Raw genomic sequence first — 20529 nt, 5'->3', positions numbered from 1 at the left:
TTATGAAATATCTACATAGTAGGATGCTCGGCAGGCCATTTTTTTGGTATAATCTAAAAATTGACCGTTTTTTAGGTTATAAATGGGTTTGCAGGAGGTCATGATGAACAATATTCAACGTATTTGCGTATTTTCCGGTTCCAATCCGGGGAACCATTCCGACTATGAGGATGCAGCTATCAGACTGGGAGAGGCGCTTGTTTCTCGAGGCATCGATTTGGTCTATGGCGGAGCCAGCGTTGGCTTGATGGGCCGCGTTGCGGATAAAGTTCTTTCCATGGGAAGACAAGCGATAGGGGTTATGCCAAGTGGTTTGTTCCGCGGTGAAATAGCCCACACTGGGTTATCTGAGTTCCATGAAGTAGGATCGATGCATGAGCGGAAGAAGCTGATGGCTGACTTATCTGATGCGTTCATCAGTATGCCAGGCGGTCTTGGTACCTATGAGGAGCTGTTCGAAGCTGCTTGCTGGTCACAAATCGGAATTCATAAGAAGCCGATCGGCTTGCTCAACGTAAGAGGATTTTATGATCCCCTCATCGCCATGCTGGAGCATACGGTTAGGGAAGGCTTTATGCGTGAGGAGAATCTCGGGCTCCTTGTTGTCGAGTCTGATCCTGAGCTCCTCGTGGAGCGGCTTATCCATTATGTCCCCGTGAAGCAGGGGAAGAAATGGGTTGAATTGACTTAAGCTCAACCACCCAGTTGCCGGATGGAATTAATTTCCGAAGTGAGATACATTAAAGGACCCTTAAACTCGCCAATGGGTTGCGAGAGGGTCCTTTTTTCATTTCTTATCCGAGCAAGTCATCATGCCGCAGTTTGTCTATGGGCCGCGGAGCGGGATTTGATGTAAGGCAGCACTTTAGGCTTGGAGCCGAAAAGCATCCAGGAGCTTTTAACATATTTTTGCGCCAAACCGACTATTCCCCATGAGATGAGTAGGGTGACGGCATAACCCGAGGCAATGTACAAATAGTAAGTTGCTGGCGTGTAGCTGACCGGAAGTCGGAAATAATAGAAGAGCACAGCCGCATGAATGATGTACACTCCGAAAGAAGTGACACCGAGATGAATAATCGTATTGATGATTTTGGTGTTCAAAGTGCGATACAAAAAGTAAGAGATCTGCAGCAAAATCAGCGGTGATGTGAACGTATGGAAAAACCAGTAACATTCATACAGCAAGGAATTGGCACTGAAATCGTTGACACGCGTTTGGTACCACAGGTTGACATCACCGAAGCTGGAGGCAATCCACAAGGTCCAGAGCGGAATCCAGAGGAGAGCTTTCACGGAGAATAGTTTGCTCCACGTTACAAGCATCCAATCCTTAAACACCGGATAGTAAATGCCGCAGAAGGCGCCCATCAAATAGTATGAAATATAGCTGATGGCGAGCTGGCCTTTATCCGCATAGTGCAGGCTGAAGTGATTGTAAAGTACGAAGACCCATTGCAGAACGAAGCCGATCCAGATCAAATGCTTGGTAACTCGTTGATAACGCTGCAGAAACCACAGCAGAACTGGGAACAAGATATACAGCTGCGTGCTGATGAACACAAAGTACAGATGATAAAAGGTTTTGCCATAGAGAACCATCATAAAAAAATCGCTGAAGGATGCATGCTGGAAAAATTGCTCCCACGTTTCTCCGAACGAATAATACACTTGTATGACATAATAAAAAGCGGAGAAAATAAGGTAAGGCGTCAAAATATATAAGAACCGCCGCTGATAAAACCGTGCGATTAATTTCCCGTTCAAAGGACGGTCGAAATAACTGTAAAACAGGACAAGTGCGCTAAGAAATATAAAGGTAGGCGTACCGAATTTGTTGAACACATTCAAAAAATTAAAGTAGAAAAACATCGGTGTGCTTTTATCGACGATTTCACCGATTGGAATTGAAGTGACATGAACAAAGATGACGCCAAGTATGGCTAAGGCCCGAACGATATAGATAATATTCAACTGTTCCTTTCCAGCGACTGCTGGTTTCGCTACCCCATGGACGATCTCCTCCTTGATCTTGTTTACAAGAACCAAGTATAGGAGGTTAATATGAATTTATTATTACCTTAGACTTAAGATTAGCTGAAAACCATTTTACGAATATATGAAAATTAGCAGCTAGCTCCATATATAAAAAGGGCTTATCCTTCACGGATAAGCCCTTGGTGCATAGAAATACACTAATTGTTAGAAAATGCTCCAGTCAAAAGCCGTCGAAAGCGTCTCAAGCAAGTGAACGCCTGCGGTGCTATTTCCTTTGGAGTTCAACGCAGGACCGACAACGCCGATGCCGTATTGTCCGGGGACCAAAGCGAGAATACCGCCGGCCACGCCGCTCTTGGCTGGCAGCCCGACACGGATGGCGAAGGCACCGGATTCGTTGTACATGCCGCAGGTTAGCATGAACGATTTGGCAATCTGGACATAGCGGCGAGGTACAAGCTGGCGGCCTGTTTGCGGATCTGTACCGTCATGAGCCAGCACCAGCGCCATACGGGCTAGGTGCAAGCAGTTCACTTCGACGGAACAGTGCTTGAAATATACCTCGAGCACCTCTTCGACATCGGCATCCAGCACTCCGTTAGCCTTGAGAAAGTAAGCTAACGACCGATTGCGATGCGCCGTCGCCGTTTCTGAACGAAAAACGGCATCATTGTAAGTAAGCGAGTTGTCCCCTGCCAGCTCACGGAAGAAGGACAATATGCGCTCGGTTTTCTGAGCGGGCGTGTCTCCGTCAATGAGGGACGATACCGTTATCGCCCCGGCATTAATTAGCGGGTTAAAGGGAATACCCGGATCGACGAGCTCCAGCTTCAGCATCGAATTGAAATTATCCCCGGTTGGTTCCATGCCCACTTTGGCAAATACGCCATGTTCTCCCTTATCCATTAAAGCGAGCAGCAGTGTAAATACTTTGGAGATACTTTGCAGTGTAAACGGCAGTTCATGGTCCCCAGCCTTGACGATCCCGGATGCTCCATCCATGATGGTAATCCCCAATGCATCCCAGGGTGCATGAGCGAGCTCCGGGATGTAATCTGCTACTTTACCTTGAGACGCTTGCTTACGGCTTTCTTCTACCCAGCCGGGAAGCTCTATATTTAATCGGTTCCATTCGGAAACCATAATTCATTCCTCCACTCAAGTCCTTTTTCTTATCTTTTTCGACATGGATGTCATTCATCCCTTGTTGTAGACCTATGAATTCAAACACTTTTTTAGCTCGGGACAGCTTGCCAAAAGATTGGTCGCCTCTAAGCGCCACTTCCAAAGCCACTTGGACAGGGCAGCTAAGCTCATCACAGACGGCAGCTGTTAGTGCTGGCCGGAATCGACGGGTGGGACCCTACCTATTAAAACAAGAGCCTTCGAGTTTGCTGCTCTAGCAAATCGAAGGCTTTTTTATGAAATTGATTCTATTCACTGTAAATTCATTGGAATAAGGAGGATTAAAGGTTGTAATCTAGATACGGATATCATTCTATGATATAATTTTCTAAGCAAAAAATATGATTAAGGAGTAAGATAATGGAAAAAACACTTATTTTTGGTCACAAAAATCCGGATACGGACACGATTTGCTCTGCTATTGCTTATGCTGATTTGAAAACGAAATTAGGTGCTAACGTAGAGCCGGTTCGTTTGGGTAACATAAGCGGCGAAACCCAATTTGTATTGGATTATTTTAAAGTAAGCGCACCACGCTTGGTTGAGACTGTGGCTAACGAAGTGAATGACGTTATTTTGGTAGACCACAACGAGCGTCAACAAAGCGTAAGCGACATCGATAAAGTACGTGTTACCGAAGTTATCGACCATCACCGTATCGCAAACTTTGAAACTAGCAATCCGTTGTACTATCGTGCGGAGCCAGTAGGCTGCACTACAACTATTTTGAATAAATTGTTTAAAGAAAATAATGTTCCTGTTCCAAAAGAGATCGCAGGTTTGATGCTTTCCGCTATCATTTCCGATACTCTCCTGTTGAAATCCCCAACTTGCACGGCTCAAGACGTGGCAGCAGCTCGTGAATTGGCTGAAATCGCAGGTGTGGAGCTTGAAACTTATGGTCTGGCTATGCTGAAAGCTGGAGCGGACTTGAGCGACAAAACGATTGCTCAACTAATCTCCCTTGACTCTAAAGAGTTCCAAATGGGCGGCAGCAAAGTAGAAATCGCTCAAGTGAACGCTGTGGACGTAAACGACGTTCTGTCTCGCCAAGCGGAGCTGGAAGCAGCTCTTTCCACTATCATCGCTGACAAAGGCTTGGATCTGTTCTTGTTCGTAGTTACGGACATCTTGAACAACGATTCCGTTGGTGTGGCACTGGGCAGCAAAGCTAACGCTGTAGAGCAAGCTTACAACGTGACTTTGTCCGCTAACAAAGCGGTATTAAAGGGCGTTGTATCCCGTAAATCGCAGATCGTACCGGTTTTGACCGATATTTTCAACAAGCAATAATTTGAAAGAAATGAGAAGGCTGTTCTCACATGTTGAGAGCAGCTTTTTTTTGCGAGCAGATAGCTATCACTCCAGCAAAATAAATCGCTAATTTCAAGATTGGCTAACCTGGGAAGAGTGAAGATTTCGATTTGCAAATACCTCTAAACAAATTGTTCCGTTTGGTATAACACAACAAAACCGGCGAGATAGGCTCTCGACCGGTTTTTCTTTTCCTCCATTACAAAAACTTCCGATTATGCTTCTTCCCATCATAGGTGAACAGCACCGGTTTAGACTCTACGGTCGTCTCCAGATGGACGGTCTTGCCCCAAAGCTTCTGAATATAGGGGAGTGTGCGCTCCACATATTTCAGGTCGAGCTCTACGCCTTCGTAGGAGTGCTTCAAGTAAAGCTCTCCATTTTTCTCAAAGTCTCCGTTTTCGACCACAATGTAGGGGAAACCGCCGTTGACACGGGAATAGACGAGCTGATCCCGGATGTGGGCCCAAGTTTTATCGGTAATTTTCCACTCGGGTCCTTTCTTCTCGAAAATATACAGGTCCATCTCGTCGACAAGCTGCTTGGTTAAATAGTTACGGATAAAGGAGAGATCAGAGTCGTATTCTCGGACGTCGAATATTTTTCTTCGTCCTTGACCCTTCTGGCGTCCGAAACGTTCTTGCTCCTCTTCCGTCGGATTATCCCAGCGCTTCTCGATGTCCTCGAATATTTTCAACCCTAAGTAGTAGGGGTTCAAGCTGTGTCTGGATGGAATGACGACAGAGGAGTTCAGCTTGGCGAATTCGATCGTTTCATCTTCGGTCAGATCCATCTCGCGGAGAATGCGTTGATGCCAATAAGAAGCCCAGCCTTCGTTCATGATCTTCGTTTCCAGCTGCGGCCAGAAGTACAGCATCTCGTCACGCAGCATTGTCATGATGTCGCGCTGCCAATCCGTGAGGTAAGGACCGTGCTCCTCGATAAACAGCATGATATCTTTTTCCGGTTTAGCCGGAAATTTTTGTGGAGAGTCATCTTTAGCTGCTGAGCGTGATGGTGCGGAATCCAGATCCCATAGGTCTTCGTAGCCTAACTTGCGTTCTATGATATCTTCTTTTTTATGCGTTTTTTCATTATTTCTGCCGTATCGGGACGCATCATAAGGCGTTGATATCAATGGATCGACATGCTCCTGAATGGCAAGCACAGCATCGATAAATTTCTCCACCTCATCGGTTCCGTAGAGGATTTCATACTGTCTGACGCGCTCCGCCGTGGCGGACATGCTTTCGACCATGTTGCGGTTCGTTTTGGAGAAACGGGCATTATTCTTGAAAAAGTCGCAGTGGGCTAACACGTGAGCGACGATCAGCTTATTTTGAATAAGTGAGTTGCCATCGAGCAAGAAAGCGTAGCAGGGATCGGAGTTGATGACGAGCTCGTAAATTTTGCTTAAGCCGAAGTCGTACTGCATCTTCATTTTATGGAACGTTTTACCGAAGCTCCAATGACTGAAGCGGGTAGGCATACCATAAGCACCGAAAGTGTAGATGATGTCTGCCGGACATATTTCATAGCGCATCGAATAATAATCTAGGCCGAACCCGGAGGCAATTTCCGTAATTTCCGCAATAGCGTATTCCAGCTGCTTGATATCATCGGCGTTCATCGTGCGACCCTCCCCTCGGCTTTAGGAAAAAAGGTTCGTAGCGCTTTATAAACCTCGCCTTTTTCGCGAATGACGTAGTGTACGAATTTTGGATCATGGACGTTACGGTAGGCAGACATCAGCGTGCTGCTGCGGTTGTATTGGTTGACCTCCCCGTACCCGAACATGTTGGAGCGTTTGACAAGTTCGTTAATCAGCTTAACACAGCGTTCATTGTCCGAGGTCAGGTTATCTCCATCGGAGAAATGAAACGGATATATGTTATAACGCGCCGGAGAATAGCGCCGGTCGATTAAATCCACTGCCAACTGGTAAGCCGATGAGCAGATCGTGCCGCCGCTCTCGCCTTTGGTGAAGAATTCCTCCTCTGTCACTTCCTTGGCTTCCGTATGATGCGCGATAAAAACAATCTCAACATGCTCGTATTTCGTGCGTAAAAAACGGGTCATCCAAAAGAAGAAGCTTCGTGCGATATATTTCTCAAACGAGCCCATGGAGCCTGAAGTGTCCATCATAGCGATGATTAGAGCATTGGACTGGGGCACGATAATTTCTTCCCAAGTTTTGAAGCGCAGATCGTCTGGGCTAATGCCGTGAATACCGGGGATGCCTGCACCCGCGTTTCGGCGAAGATTTTCGAGAATTGTCCGTTTTTTATCGATGTTGGACATAATCCCTTTTTTACGAATATCGTTGAAAATGATGTCTTTCGTCATAATGTTGTCTTTTTCTTTTTGCTGCAAATTAGGGAGCTCCAGCTCTTCGAACAGCATCGATTGCAGCTCTTCAAGCTGTACCTCGGCATCGTAGTAGTCGTCTCCGGGCTGATCGCCCGCGCCTTCTCCCTTGCCCGGTCCTTGTGAAGGAGTAGGGTCTACGCCCAGCACGTCGCCAACCTGGCTCTCGCCGTCGCCTTGGCCCACGTGTTTGCTTTTATTATAGTTGTAACGAAAACGGTATTCGTCCAAGCTGCGAATCGGTACTTTAATGATATGCTTACCGTCAGACATAACGATGCTCTCATCCGTAACAAGGTCAGGCAGGTTCTGCTTAATCGCTTCACGTACTTTTTGCTGATGTCGGGTCTGGTCCTGATACCCTTTGCGGTGCAGAGACCAATCCTCTCGGGAAACGGTAAATAATGGTTCTGTCATGTCGGACACCTCCTGAAATGGGTTGGTTTCATGCATATAATGAAACGGACGGTTGACAAGACAATAAGGGAAAAAAGTGCTTGTTACTAAATATATTCAAGTAGGAGGGGGATATGTGAGGGGGACAAGGGCCTATTTTTTAAAAGATGGAGTGGAATTTTGATATAAGGGATATAAAAAAGAGCCTATCCCTGCAAGTAGAATAATCTACAGGAGGAATAGACTCTTTCATAAAAAATGTTTATTATTCAGCAGCAGGCTGAACGACGATTTTCCAAGCCTTCCCGATTGGCGGCAAGCTTTTGGTCATCATGGCATCGTAGAATCCGATGACTTTAGTGCCCTTAGCCAGTGTGCTTTTGTCCACGGCTTCGCCTTTCATATTGACGATGGTAGTTTGCTCGGTCAACTGCAGAACGATCTCTTGTTGGGATTGCTCTGTCAAACCTGTGCCTTTAATCCGCAGGCTGGTTGCTCCGTTATCGCCAGTACGAACATCCTCAATAGCGCCGGCTGTTCCCAAGATGCCTTTTTTATCAGAGCCTTCAAGAACGGTAATTTTATAAGTCGGAGTTTGCGGCGGCAAGCTCATTGTAGCGACGAGCGAATGCTCAGCTTCGACTTTTTGACCCAATGTAAGATCTGCGAAAGTAAGCGCAGTGCCGTCAGCCGTCTGGTATGTAGTCTCATCAGATACATTGAGCACTACTCCTTCTGTGCCCACGCCGTTAATTTGTACGGACTTATGACCTTCTACATCACGTATAGCTGTAATAACTCCTTGGGTTAGGACGGTTTTCTTCTGTTCAACTGCGGATACGGCAACGGAATTGCCTTCTTTAGTAATAGACACGTTCAGGATCTCTTGGAAAAAGGATGCCGGAACATACATTGTATTGTTCATCAGTTCAGGTGCGGTTCCGAGTGTTTTGAGCATCTTATTGACACTATAGCTGTCGGCGCCGGTTTTAACATTGGTCCACTGAGGGCCTTTGCTTAGGTCAACCGAGGAGTCCTCTTGTTTCCAAGTCAAAGTGAAACCTAAAGATTCAGCAATAGTACGCAGCGGCAGCATAGCTTCCTGGTCGCCTGTTTTTCGATATCCATTGAGGGAAGCAGCTTCGCCATTAACAGTCACTTTGATTTGCTCCAAAGCAATAGGAGCGGCAATTGGTTTCACGTTATCTGCTTGAGGTGTAATATTTGGCGCTGCATAAGCGGCTCCACCACCCAGTACCATGGAAAGTGCCATAAGAGCGATTCCTTTTTTCATTACTTTGTTCATAGTCTAGTTCTCCTTTTTGTCTGTTCTCCGAATGTAACAAATTCAATTACAATACCATAGACGGGCAAGATATCCAAAATGTTGCACCAAATTAAAAGAAAAAAGGCTACCCCTTGATTATTCAAAGGATAGCCTCTTTGTCTATTATTCATTCACAATAATTAATGTGCAACTTGGTTGTAGGTCATAATCCAGATGGAGCCTGCAACAATCGTCAACAGGATGATAAGACCAAGAACAAGGGCCATCATGTTCCAGCGTGCGTTTTCTCCTTCTTTCAAATGCATGAAGAACACGAGCTGAACGGCGAATTGCAGAATAGCCATAGCCAGAATGATCACGATTCTAGCGCCTTCACTGAACATATGGTTCAGGATGACGACTAGTGGAATAATCGTCAGCACAATTGACAGGAAAAAGCCAATGACATAAGATTTCAACGATCCGTGTGATTCGGAATGCGTGTCGTGTGAATTGGATTGACTCATCTTACATCACCCCCATCAAATAAACGACCGTGAAGACGAAAATCCATACGACGTCAAGAAAATGCCAGTACAAGCTGATAACATTGACTTTACGTTTGGTAACCGGCGTAATACCGTGTTTTTTTAGCTGGAGCATGAGTCCGATCATCCAGCATAAACCGAGCGATACGTGAAGTCCGTGCGTACCGACGAGTGTAAAGAATGCAGATAGGAAACCGCTAGTTGCAATAGTTGCACCTTCATGATTGATCATGGTCAAGAACTCAGTAACCTCAAGCGCCACGAAGGAAGCGCCGAGTAGTGCTGTTACGGCCAGCCAGCCGATCAGCTGGTTTTTGTTTCCTTTGTGCATGGCTAGTACTGCCAGACCACTTGTAAAACTACTTGTTAGCAGGATGAATGTCTCAGCGATAATGCCGGGCATTTCGAACAGCTCTTTAGCTGTCGGTCCGCCGTTGGTATTGCCGTGAAGAACGATATAGGTAGCGAATAAAGTACCGAATAGGATACAGTCCGTAATCAGGAAAATCCAGAAACCAAACGTTTTGAGCGACTCCTGATCATGATGTCCGTGCTCATGATGGTCATGCTCGTTATGCGCTGCCGCATGTGCCATTAGACCTTCGCCCCCCTTAACGCAGCTTCCGTCTGCTTAATTTCATCTACCGGAATATAGTAGTCCGTATCATAAGAGAACGAACGCGCCAGCATGCAGATGAGTATACCGATTGTCGCTGGGATAGCCAACCACAGCCAGCCCCATACAAAGCCGAATCCGGCAAAGAACCAAAGCGTCGATTTGATGAAAGGAATTGCAGAGTTTTTTGGCATATGAATCGGTTCAAGCGGCGGCGTAGGCTCCGGTTTGATGCCTTGCGCGCGTTTTTGCTTTTGCTCCCACCAATCATCCACTTCGTGAACATGCGGTTCAACTGCAAAGTTATACATAGGTGCAGGTGACGGAATGGACCATTCCAGCGTACGGCCGTTCCATGGGTCGCCTGTTACGTCACGCTCGTGATGCTTGATGCTGTAAGCAATTTGCCATACTTGGAAAATGAACGCGATCCCCATCAAGAAACCGCCGACGGTTGAAATCATGTTAAGCGGGCCCCAGCCCATATCGAAATCGTAAACGGTCGTACGGCGAGTCATACCGTCCAGACCCAAGAAATATTGAGGCATGAAACATACATAGAAACCGATATTCCAGAACCAGAAAGCCCATTTGCCCAAATGTTCGTTCAGCTTGAAGCCGAACATTTTTGGCCACCAGTAGTACAGCCCTGCGAAGTAACCGAACACGACGCCACCGATCAATACTTGGTGGAAGTGAGCGATCAGGAAGTAGCTGTTATGGAACTGGAAGTCTGCAGGTGCTACGGAGAGCAGAACCCCTGTCATCCCCCCGATAACGAAACATGGAATGAAGGCTACTGTCCACAGCATTGGCGTCGGATACGATACCCGGCCTCTGAACATCGTGAACAGCCAGTTAAATATTTTAACCCCGGTCGGGATTGCGATGGCCATCGTCGTTATGGCGAAGAATACGTTAACGTCGGCACCCGAACCCATGGTGAAGAAGTGATGCACCCAGGTAAAGAACGAGAGCACGCTAATAATAATCATGGCAAAAACCATGGATTTATATCCAAACAGCTTTTTCTTGGAGAACGTAGCAACGATTTCCGAGAATATACCGAACGCCGGTACGACGACAATGTATACCTCCGGATGTCCCCACATCCAAATCAAGTTAATGTACATCATTGGGTTACCGCCGCCGTCAAGCGTAAAGAAGTGAGCCCCGAGATAGCGATCTAAGAATAATAAAGCCAATGTAATGGTTAAGATAGGGAAAGCGAAAATAATCATAATGCAGCTTGAAAATACGGACCAGGTGAACATCGGCATTTGCATCAGCTTCATGCCTGGCGCACGCATTTTCAGGATTGTCACGATAAAGTTAATCCCGGTCGCCAAGCTCCCGATACCGGAGATTTGGATACCCCAAATATAGAAGTTCTGTCCGACACCCGGGCTATGCGACAACTCGGATAGCGGTGGGTACGCAAGCCAGCCCGCATCCGGCGAACCGCCGATAACGAAGGAGACGTTGAACAGCATAGCGCCCCAGAAGAACATCCAGAAGCTCAAGGAGTTCAAGAAAGGATAGGCAACGTCGCGAGCTCCTAATTGAAGAGGTACGACGATATTGAACAGACCGAACATGAGCGGCATGGCCATGAACAGAATCATGATGACACCGTGTGTCGTAAAGATCTGATTGTAATGTTCAGGCTCTAGGAATTTCATATCAGGCATGGCAAGCTGAAGACGCATGAGAAGAGCGTCCACGCCGCCGCGGAACAGCATAAGAATGGAACAAAGAATGTACATGATACCGATACGTTTATGGTCAACGGTCGTCAGCCATTCGCGCCATAGCCAAGTCCACTTTTTAAAATAGGTGAGCACGAACACGATGGCAACCATAGCGAGCGCAATACTGACTTGAGCCCCTAGAATCATCGGATCGCCTGTTACAAAAAACCAGGATGCAAAATCTTTTATTGTATCCAGCATGTGAGTGCCTCCTTTCGATAGTGTTTAATGTCCAGCATGTGGATTCGTCGTTGTTTCTTGCTTCATTTTGCTATGATCCATGTTTTGCGTAGGATCAGTCGCTTTAGGCTGCTCCTGCTTGGCAGAAGTATTGCTTGTTGAACCATGGTGAGCATGGCTGCTTCCGCCTACCGCATATTTCGTAACGATTTTATTGAACAATCCGTCTGGGAAGGAGGAGAAGAATTGCTTCGTTCCTGTACCTGGAGTTGCCAATTGATTGTAGCCGTCCATCGTCAACGGAGACGAGGTTTGTTTGACTTCTTTTACCCAATTATTAAATCCTTCATCCGATGTAGCGTGTACCTGGAATTTCATATCGGTAAAGTGCTTGCCGCTGAAATTCGCTCCCGTTCCGTAGTAAACGCCTTGCTCATCGGCTTGCAGGAACAAGGTCATAGCCATACCGGACATCGTATACATTTGTCCACCCAGTTGAGGAATCCAGAACGAGTTCATCGGAGCATCCGAAGTAAGCTCGAACTTAATCGGTGTGTCTTCAGGAATTTCAATGTAATTAACTGTAGCGATGCCTTGCTCAGGATATGTGAAGAGCCATTTCCAGTCCAGAGAGGTAGCTTGAATCGTGATCGCCTTTTTCTCTGAAACGATTGGCTTGGAAGGCTCTAAAGCATAAGTGTCGCGTGCCGTAACAGCGGCTAACAGGATGATAATAATGATAGGAATTCCCCACCATACTACCTCCATCATAGTGCTGTGCGACCAGTTCGGTTTATAGGAAGCTTTGTTGTCTGGTTTGTCACGATACCGCCATACGATATATGCGGTCAATATAAGTACAGGGACCAGAACGATTCCGCACAAGATCGATGCGGTAATAATGAGATCTTTTTGTCCAGCGGCGATGGGTCCCTTTGGATTCATGACCATGATGGATTCGCAACCCGAGAGGAGCACCAGCATGGTCAAAAAGATCAGCGGAGCAACAATCCGAGCAGCCTTTTTCGTTAGTCGCATGTAATATCATCTCCTTAAGTTTCTCCGAACGCTCGGATGAAGCAGATTGTGAAATGTGGAACGTTCTTAGCTATTTCTTAAGATAACAGATATTAAACGATTTTTCGCCGCTGTTAACAAATACGTCAAGGTTTCGTCTTTTTTCTGTAATATAAAGTTCACGAAAAAGATGATTATTAATTTTTGGCAAACAAAAACCCCTTTAAGATCGCTCTTAAAAGGGTTTAATGTAAAAACTTTTAACTTAACAGTGGTCTATTGTTGAATTTTGTCATTCTCTGCATCCAGCATACGAGAATGAACAAGATGAATGGCGGTACGAATAACATAAATGTGAACACTGCCCACCAAGAAGCCGACACCCACCATTAATGATGTGTTGCGATCGCTAAAGTGCTGCAAATTAAATAAGCATAATAAAAGACCAATGCCAAGAATGCCCCAAGCTGCAGCCGTCATCCAATTGACCAGACGTTGTACATCCTTTACATTGTGACGTACGCTGCTAACTGCTGCTGTTTTCGTAGTCATAATGGTCACTTCCGTTTCCTTTGTAAGTGTTTTCTTAATATCAGTATAGCACAAAAAGAAAGGTTTGTTCAAGGAATGTTCAATTTTTGATCGAAATTCAGACAAATTTGGGTGAAGGGACTATAGGTTATAATAACCGTTCCCTCGAAAAATAAATCAGGGAGTATTTGTTTATGACAACTAAATCATAAAAAATCACAACTTATAGTCTAAGTAAAGCCATGGAAGCGGTTGAGTACAAGTAGTATGATGTTGAGAAGAACCTTATTTTCAATGAAAGAAGGGAACAACAAACTCATGTTGAATCAAAAAGAGTTCATAGAAGAGATAATGGGGTTTGACGTTTTGGATACACACACCCATTTGGTGGGGCAGCAGCTTAGCGCTCAAGATTTTTGGGAGATCGCGCATTACTTTTGGCTGAACCGAGAAATGCAGGCAGCAGGATATCCGGATAATGCAATGGATTTACCGGAGGAAGAGCGTATTGAAGCTTTTTTGGCCGCTTATAAAGGGTCCCGCAATACGCTGATGAATTGGGTATTCACACATATATTCAAAAATTTGTACGGCATTGAAATCCGTGACGCTCAGTCGATCCGTGAGGCCGATGCTGCGGTTCGCGCGTCCAACGCAAGACCAGGCTGGGCTCAGGAAGTGGCAGACAAGCTAAGTGTTCGCGCTTTCGTAACGAATATGCCGGATCATGCGAAGTGCAGCAATATGAATCGGGATGCTATCCTTATTCCGCGGATCGACGGCAGGCTGTTCGACTGGACGAAACAAATTCATCAAGCGGAAAATCGGGAACAAACCTTTGAAGAAGTGAAGAAGGCGATTCGTGAGCTGCTAACCACGTTCAAGGGGTGGGGCTGCCCGGGCATTATGACCACGCTTCCGGCATATGACGCCAAGTCCAATGAAGAGTATCCGTTAGATGCGGCAACACGCGACCAGGTCATGATGCTGCTCCTTCATACTCTATGTGAGACATTAGAGCAAAACGGCATGTTCCTGCAGCTGTTCCTTGGCGTTGAGCGCTCATGGTGCGACACGGCCGTACCGGTAAACGACCCGCAGCGGATTCTTAAGCTCTCCGGATTGTTTGCCCGTTATCGTATTCAATTCGAGCTGGTGGTCGCTTCCGAGATCAACAATCTGGATGTCGTACAAGCGGCATGGAACTATCCGAACGTGCATGTTGGAGGTATGTGGTGGTTTAACTTCCGCGCAAGTACTTACCGTGACATTATGCAGTACCGCATGGAGGCGCTTCCTGGAATCAAGAGCTCGCTTATTGTCTCGGACGCGCGGAACATTGAATGGTGCTACGGAAAAATATTGCTCATTAAGAAGCTGATGGGTGAATTTTTATATAATCAGATCGAAGCGGGATGGATTGATTACGAAACAGCGATCCAGCTTGCAAAAGATTGGCTTTACGAAAGCGCAGCTCAACGTTACGGATTCAATTACAATTCATAATATTTCATGGCGAGAAGCCATATGAGGGGAGAATGACGATGAAGGCACTTTTGGTTGGGTTGGGGAGCGCAGGTTTTTCATGGTACAAGAGATTGAGGGATAAAGGGTTATTGGCGGCAGTGGTTGAGACCGATGCTTCGATGAAAGAGAAGATGGGGGACGATCATTTTCCGTTCTACACGTCGCTTGCTGAGGCATTGGAGAAGGAGCAGCTTGACTTTGTGGTCAATGTAACCTCTCCTATGGCGCATACGATTGTTAACAACGCAGCTTTTGACAGAAAACTGCCTGTCCTGTGCGAGAAGCCGATATCGTTTGATTATGAGGAATCAATTGAAGTGGTGAAGCGTGCGGTTAAGGAGAATATCCCCTTCATGATAGCCGAAAACTACCGCCGCAACGCAGCCGTCCGCAAATTGAAGCAGCTTCTGGATGCTGGTGCAATCGGACGTATTTCCGCAATCGATATCGCGTTTTATAGATACCACCATGTACAGCGGAAGTACACGGTCAGCCTGCTCGACGATATCGGCGTCCATCATTTTGATATGATTCGCTACTTTACCGGCGTTGAAGGAAAAACGGTCTATGCGGACATGTACAACCCAATAGGCGGCTGGGACGAAGAAGGTGCAATTATTAACACCAATGCTTTGCTGGAAATGGAAGGCGGCATCAAGGTGAGCTACAACGCCTCTATCGCCTCCAGAGGAAATCAAACTCCATGGCACGGTAATTGGAGGATCGAGGGAACCGAAGGCACGATCCAATATGAGAATCAAGTCATTAGAGTTATTAAGGATGGCGTTGAGGAGCAAATTAGCGATTACAGTGGTGTAGATACTTCCGATACATTAGCTGAGTTTCTGGCGTCACTTAAGGAACAGCGCGATTCGGAGACGTGCGGAGCCGACTATTTGAAAACCCAAGTATTGGTGCACTATGCGAAATTAGCGAACGCTGAAGGTCGGAAACTAGAGATTAAGTACCCTAACTAGCGTCTGCTCCCGGATAACTTATGACAGAGGGGCTGTACTTCAGGTGATGAACCTGTGGTCGGCCCTTTTGCATTCCTTCTTATCTAATACAGTCAATGAAGGGACTCGTATGAAAAGAACCATCGGCACATTTCTGACTTTAGCTCTTACAGCCGTTAGTACTGTCGGTTGTTTCCAGGATGATAAAGCTGCAAAACAGCCTGTAGTCGATGAGAGCAAGCCCACGAAATTTTCCATCTCCTACACAACGACCTCGAGCAGCGGTTACTATTCAAGGATTAGCAATCTGAGCCAGGATAAGTGGGTGTTGAAACTAGGAGAACTGACTAACACTTCACTTGAAGTCAGAGTGATAGAGGAATCTAAGCTGCCTGTCCTGTTTGCAGGCAACAGCATTCCGGACGTTGTCGGAAGCAATGGAACGCCTACCAGTACAACAATGTCAGGTTCAGTGGAAGCAGGCGTCTTTATGCCGCTCGACGATTTGTTGAAGCAGTATGCTCCTAATCTGCTGAAGAACGTCCCGAGGGATGCGTGGGAAGCAGTATCCTATAACGGAAAAACGTACGGTATTCCAACATATTTGACGAATCCGTCTAGAAGAGCGACCTTTATCCGGACGGACCTGCTGGAGCAGGCGGGCTTAAAGCCGCCGCAGACGGTAGAGGAGTTTCTGGATGTGCTGAGGGCCTTTAAGAACATGGGGGTCGAGCATCCTTATTTAATGAGGGAAAATTTGAAATACGCCGACCTTATTCTAGGTGCGTACGATGTGCTGCCGTACCGCGATCAATTTGAAGTGGTCAACGGACAGGTTGTACCTAAATTTTTCGATGTGGATCATATGGAGAAAGCGCTCCTGACATATAAGTCGATGCTGGATGAGGGATTAGTCGCCAATGATTTTGCGACGATTTCATCGACAGACTTTTTGAGGTTCATTCGTTCGGGCAAAGCGGGGATTTGGTCCTCTAATGCTATAGGACTGATTGATTTTCGTACATCGATCAAGCAGATGCTCCCCTCGGCTAAAGTAGATATTATCCCATCACCGAAAGGTCGGGAAGGCAGAGGGGGATATTTTTACTATACCCCGGTTATTTCGGCTTTTTATATTAACAAGAACGTCAAAATGGAGACGGCAGCACGAATCGTGCAGTTTTTTGATTGGATGCAGACGCTGGAGGCGGAGACCTTTTTCACTTTTGGCATTGAAGGGGACACTTATACGGTGAAGGACGGCAAAATCAGCTATAAGCTTCCTCAAACAAAGGATGCCATTGAAGAAGAGGGCTGGCGCAGCGGCACATTATGGGGAGCTCATGACGCCACAGCCAACCGGATGCGGCTTGCACTTGATCAGAACGGCAGAGATACGCTGTATGCTTTGGACCATATTGTCATGAAAGAGGGGCTTCCGGGGATCGGATTTAATCCGGACTTGATTTCTTTTGCCAAATATCCGGACCTTGCCCCAATGACGCAGGATGGTGCGCCGCGATTCATTATGGATCATATCATCAAGATGATATACGGCAAAGAGCCCATCAGCGATTGGCCTAAGGTGATCGAGGAGTACAGGCAGCAAGGCGGCGATGAAATCATTAAGGAAGCAACGGAACGATTTAACCGGCGAGAAGGAATCGTCAATCTGTACAAACCATAAGGAAGAGATCACTGGTGCCGCCGCGATTCGTGTGTTCCACACATTAGACGGATTCGTGCAAAGAACCGGTGCAAAAGGAGCTGACTTCCATGCATCTGCTCATCGTTGATGATGAACCTATTATTCGGTTAGGATTGGTCAAAATGGCTGAGGCGTACGCTCCTTCCTTTGAAGGGATCAGAACCGCAGAGAACGGCTTGGACGCATTGGAGAAAATTAATATATTGGAGCCCGATATAATCTTGACGGATATTCGCATGCCCAAAATGGACGGGCTGGCCCTTTGCCAAATGATTCATAGTGATTATCCACATATTCAAACCGCAGTTATTTCCGGTCATAACGATTTTGAATACGCTCAAAAAGCAATGGCCTATGGGGTGAAGCATTATTTGCTAAAGCCTCTGATGAAAAATGACCTGCATAAAATGTTGAGCCAGCTTATTCAGGAATCGACCACAGGCTACTTCTCCGTCTCCCGTTATATCGAGTGGATTGATGCGATGGAGCAAAGCATTTGGTCGCTGCAGATGGAAGAATTGACCCGGCTTGGTGACTTGTGGAGACGGTACTGTCTATCGGCGAATTTGACGTTGGCCAAGCTGAAAGAGCTTCTGGAGGATTGTTCGGCGATGCTGGTCAAACGTTTTCATGCAAGAGGCGTGTTAAAGGATTATGTCTATGAAGAACTACAGGACTCAAGCGCCAAGTCGGCATTGGATTCATTCGAGAATCGTCTTCGTCTGATGGCGTTCAGTCTGCTTGCAGCTCGAAAAGGAAACTTCAAAGATCCTATGGAGGAGGCCAAGGCATATATCGATAGCAGGCTATCCGAAGACATATCGCTAGACCAGGTTGCGGCGATGATAGGTCTAACTCCATCTTACTTCAGCGCTTTATTCAAAAGAATGACTAACGAGACATTCGTCCGTTATCGGATCAATCGGCGGATCGAGAAGGCCAAGGAGCTTCTGTCGGTTCCCCATATTCGCATTGTTGATGTGGCTGAATTGGTTGGGTATGAGGATTATCCGCATTTTACGAAAACGTTCAAAAAAATCGTCGGGATCTCGCCGTCAGAATTTCGAAATCAAATGGGGATCAAATGAAGCGTGGAAGTGTTTACCGCAAGCTGTTTGTATATTTTTTAGTTGTAATTGTCCTTTCCTTATCTAGTGTAGGAGTGTTCTCTTACACCACTTCTTCTCAAGAGCTGGATGTATTGGCCAAGAATCAAATGACGCAAATCGTGGCGAACGCCGTACACCATACAGATCTATACTTACAATCGTATGAGCGTTCCATGGTTTCCTTATTAACCAATAGAGAAGTAAAGCGGTTCATGGATTTACCTCCAAAACCGGAGTTTTACGAATTTTTTGAGTATCGCAGACTTATTAAGGAAGCGGGAGTCGATCCGGTTTTTATTCGCAATCCGGAGATTGCATCCATCTACCTCATCAGCTTCAATGAGAACGCAGCTTATTATTTCTATGATGTGCCGGAACAATCGTTCAGTACGAGTGAGGTTCGAGAGCAGTTGAGCTATTACCGGGCCAATACGAATGAAGATGGAAGCCTTAGTATATTAAACCACAGTATATTGAACGATACTCGTTTTCCTATGCTGACACTCATCAGGCAGATCAAAGGATTAACCTCTATCGCACCTAAAGGGATTCTTGCCATAGAAATGCGAGCGTCGGACTTGGCTGCCATGTGGAAAGGAATTGAGCTTGGCCCAAACGGGTACTTCTTCATCATGGATGATAAAGGACAGATCGTATACCATCCACAGCGCGAGAAGGTGGGAACTCTCGTCAATGCTGACCTGAAGCAAAAGCTGAGAGAGGGCGAGCTCTCTTTGGTTGAGGCAACCGAGAACAACGTACGGCGGATGTACATGACCCAGAAATCCGACTACTCAGGCTGGAATCTTGTCGTTTCTATGCCGCTTGATGAGCTGCGAAAGCCCGTCTCCAAAATTCGTATGACCACGATTGTTGTAGGGTTGTTCACGCTGTGCATAGCCCTGCTTCTGGCCTATCGATTCGGAAAGTCCATAACAGAGCCGATCCAGGTGCTGAAGAACGGAATGCGCGAGACGGAAAAAGGCAACTGGGTGACGATCCCGCTGCCTGAACGCTACGATGAAATGGTCGAGCTGATGATGCGCTACAATATCATGGTTAACCGGCTACAGGAAATGGTGGAAAAAGTATACCAGGTCGAGCTGAAAAATCAGGAAATGCAGTTGGAACGGCAAAAAGCAGTGCTCCAGTCGCTGCAGCTGCAAATAAATCCGCATTTCATGTATAACACATTGGAAATGATCGTATGCTATGCCTTCATTCGCGATTCGGAGGAAATTTCCGAAATCGTCAATTCGCTTGCTTATATGCTTCGCTATTCGGCTCAGACGAATTTGGAGGAGATTACGGTAGCCAATGAGCTTAAGCATGTCATGTATTACTTGGTTATACTTCGGCACCGGATTGGACGAGAGTTCGAAGTCGATGTTGCCGTACAACCGGATTACCTGCTGCATAAGATGGTTCGGCTCACGCTCCAGCCGTTGGTTGAAAATGTGTTCCAGCATGCTTTCCCTGACGGTGTAGAAGACTATCACTTCATTAGAATTGATGCAGGAGAGAGTGACGGCATGTTCTGGGTCAGCGTGGAGGATAACGGCAGTGGCATAGCGGAAGATGAGCTGTCTCTGCTTCGTGCCAAATTATATGCCAATCGGCTGGCGGACGAAGAATCCGGCAAGAAAGGCGGTATCGGCATTCTTAATGTGCATCGACGCATTCAGATGGTTTTCGGTGAAGCCTACGGGTTAAGGATCGAGAGCACTCCAGAGAAAGGGACGAAGCTGATCATGATGATGCCAGCGGTTGTCGATAATAAGTAAGCAAGGATAAAAATGAAGGGAACAGTTGGCTGCACGCACAGCTCACTCGTTCCTTTTTGTTTTATTGTCAACGGGAATAAGGGCTTATAGGGCAACAGGTTAAATTAAGAACATCCAGAAGTTAAAAAAAGACTATCTGCTTATCCAATACCTAGAACGATTCATCCAATAGGTTAAAATCAGGAGATTGCCTGGTACTTTCCTTTCAGCGATACTAGGATAGGATTAATATAACAAAGAGACTCATGAGAAAATCGGCGCTTTTGTCGCTTTCG

At 46.3% G+C, this 20529-nt stretch carries 17 protein-coding genes; 7 read left to right on the top strand and 10 right to left on the bottom strand.

All coding sequences use genetic code 11. From position 1 onward, the window contains the following. Positions 1-112 precede the first annotated feature (112 nt). A complete protein-coding gene (locus tag BP97_RS0105550; protein WP_028548198.1) occupies positions 113-691 on the top strand; it encodes an LOG family protein in 579 nt (192 codons plus the stop codon). 119 nt (positions 692-810) lie between these two features. Here BP97_RS0105550 and BP97_RS0105545 read toward each other — a convergent pair whose 3' ends face one another. Continuing rightward, positions 811-1974, bottom strand: coding sequence for an acyltransferase (locus tag BP97_RS0105545; protein WP_028548197.1), 1164 nt, complete (start codon positions 1972-1974; stop codon positions 811-813). A gap of 228 nt (positions 1975-2202) precedes the next feature. Beyond that, complete coding sequence (glsA, locus tag BP97_RS0105540) at positions 2203-3141, bottom strand: glutaminase A (protein WP_028548196.1); 939 nt, start codon at positions 3139-3141, stop codon at positions 2203-2205. A gap of 402 nt (positions 3142-3543) precedes the next feature. Here glsA and BP97_RS0105535 point away from each other — a divergent pair, with 402 nt between their 5' ends. Continuing rightward, complete coding sequence (locus BP97_RS0105535) at positions 3544-4476, top strand: manganese-dependent inorganic pyrophosphatase (RefSeq protein WP_028548195.1); 933 nt, start codon at positions 3544-3546, stop codon at positions 4474-4476. Between the two features lie 220 nt (positions 4477-4696). Here BP97_RS0105535 and BP97_RS0105530 read toward each other — a convergent pair whose 3' ends face one another. From BP97_RS0105530 to BP97_RS0105490, 8 genes are all read right to left on the bottom strand, one after another. Then, positions 4697-6127 (bottom strand): SpoVR family protein, encoded by a 1431-nt coding sequence (locus BP97_RS0105530; RefSeq protein WP_028548194.1) that lies wholly within the window; start codon positions 6125-6127, stop codon positions 4697-4699. Continuing rightward, a complete protein-coding gene (gene yhbH, locus BP97_RS0105525; RefSeq protein WP_028548193.1) occupies positions 6124-7281 on the bottom strand; it encodes a sporulation protein YhbH in 1158 nt (385 codons plus the stop codon). Before yhbH ends, BP97_RS0105530 begins: the two co-directional genes overlap by 4 nt. A gap of 244 nt (positions 7282-7525) precedes the next feature. Further along, on the bottom strand, positions 7526-8566 hold the full coding sequence (locus tag BP97_RS0105520; protein ID WP_028548192.1) for a copper amine oxidase N-terminal domain-containing protein: 1041 nt from the start codon (positions 8564-8566) through the stop codon (positions 7526-7528). Positions 8567-8727: 161 nt separating this feature from the next. Continuing rightward, on the bottom strand, positions 8728-9054 hold the full coding sequence (cyoD, locus tag BP97_RS0105510; protein ID WP_028548191.1) for a cytochrome o ubiquinol oxidase subunit IV: 327 nt from the start codon (positions 9052-9054) through the stop codon (positions 8728-8730). A 1-nt stretch (position 9055) separates the two neighbouring features. After that, positions 9056-9670 carry a cytochrome o ubiquinol oxidase subunit III gene (gene cyoC / locus BP97_RS0105505; protein ID WP_028548190.1) on the bottom strand — a complete coding sequence of 205 codons (615 nt, stop codon included), beginning with the start codon at positions 9668-9670 and terminating at the stop codon, positions 9056-9058. Next, the gene (locus BP97_RS0105500; protein ID WP_028548189.1) at positions 9670-11643 is read right to left on the bottom strand and encodes a cbb3-type cytochrome c oxidase subunit I; all 1974 of its coding nucleotides are present in this window, start codon (positions 11641-11643) and stop codon (positions 9670-9672) included. Before BP97_RS0105500 ends, cyoC begins: the two co-directional genes overlap by 1 nt. A 24-nt stretch (positions 11644-11667) precedes the next feature. Further along, positions 11668-12660, bottom strand: a complete 993-nt coding sequence (cyoA, locus tag BP97_RS35420; protein WP_051620384.1) for a ubiquinol oxidase subunit II — start codon at positions 12658-12660, stop codon at positions 11668-11670. Between the two features lie 255 nt (positions 12661-12915). Then, on the bottom strand, positions 12916-13191 hold the full coding sequence (locus BP97_RS0105490) for a hypothetical protein (RefSeq protein ID WP_028548188.1): 276 nt from the start codon (positions 13189-13191) through the stop codon (positions 12916-12918). 297 nt (positions 13192-13488) lie between these two features. Between BP97_RS0105490 and BP97_RS0105485 the strand changes: the two genes are divergently transcribed. The 5 genes from BP97_RS0105485 (at position 13489) to BP97_RS0105465 (ending at position 20254) form a co-directional block, all read left to right on the top strand. Next, positions 13489-14676 carry a hypothetical protein gene (locus BP97_RS0105485; RefSeq protein WP_028548187.1) on the top strand — a complete coding sequence of 396 codons (1188 nt, stop codon included), beginning with the start codon at positions 13489-13491 and terminating at the stop codon, positions 14674-14676. Positions 14677-14714: 38 nt separating this feature from the next. After that, the gene (locus BP97_RS0105480) at positions 14715-15674 is read left to right on the top strand and encodes a Gfo/Idh/MocA family protein (protein ID WP_028548186.1); all 960 of its coding nucleotides are present in this window, start codon (positions 14715-14717) and stop codon (positions 15672-15674) included. Positions 15675-15783: 109 nt separating this feature from the next. Next, complete coding sequence (locus BP97_RS0105475) at positions 15784-17340, top strand: extracellular solute-binding protein (protein ID WP_028548185.1); 1557 nt, start codon at positions 15784-15786, stop codon at positions 17338-17340. A gap of 89 nt (positions 17341-17429) precedes the next feature. After that, positions 17430-18449, top strand: coding sequence for a response regulator transcription factor (locus tag BP97_RS0105470; protein ID WP_028548184.1), 1020 nt, complete (start codon positions 17430-17432; stop codon positions 18447-18449). Continuing rightward, complete coding sequence (locus tag BP97_RS0105465; RefSeq protein WP_028548183.1) at positions 18446-20254, top strand: cache domain-containing sensor histidine kinase; 1809 nt, start codon at positions 18446-18448, stop codon at positions 20252-20254. Before BP97_RS0105470 ends, BP97_RS0105465 begins: the two co-directional genes overlap by 4 nt. The last annotated feature ends 275 nt before the right edge of the window (positions 20255-20529 follow it).

The organism is Paenibacillus sp. UNC451MF (genome assembly GCF_000686845.1).
Lineage (GTDB): Bacteria > Bacillota > Bacilli > Paenibacillales > NBRC-103111 > Paenibacillus_S.
This window is presented reverse-complemented; position numbering and strand designations above follow the sequence as displayed.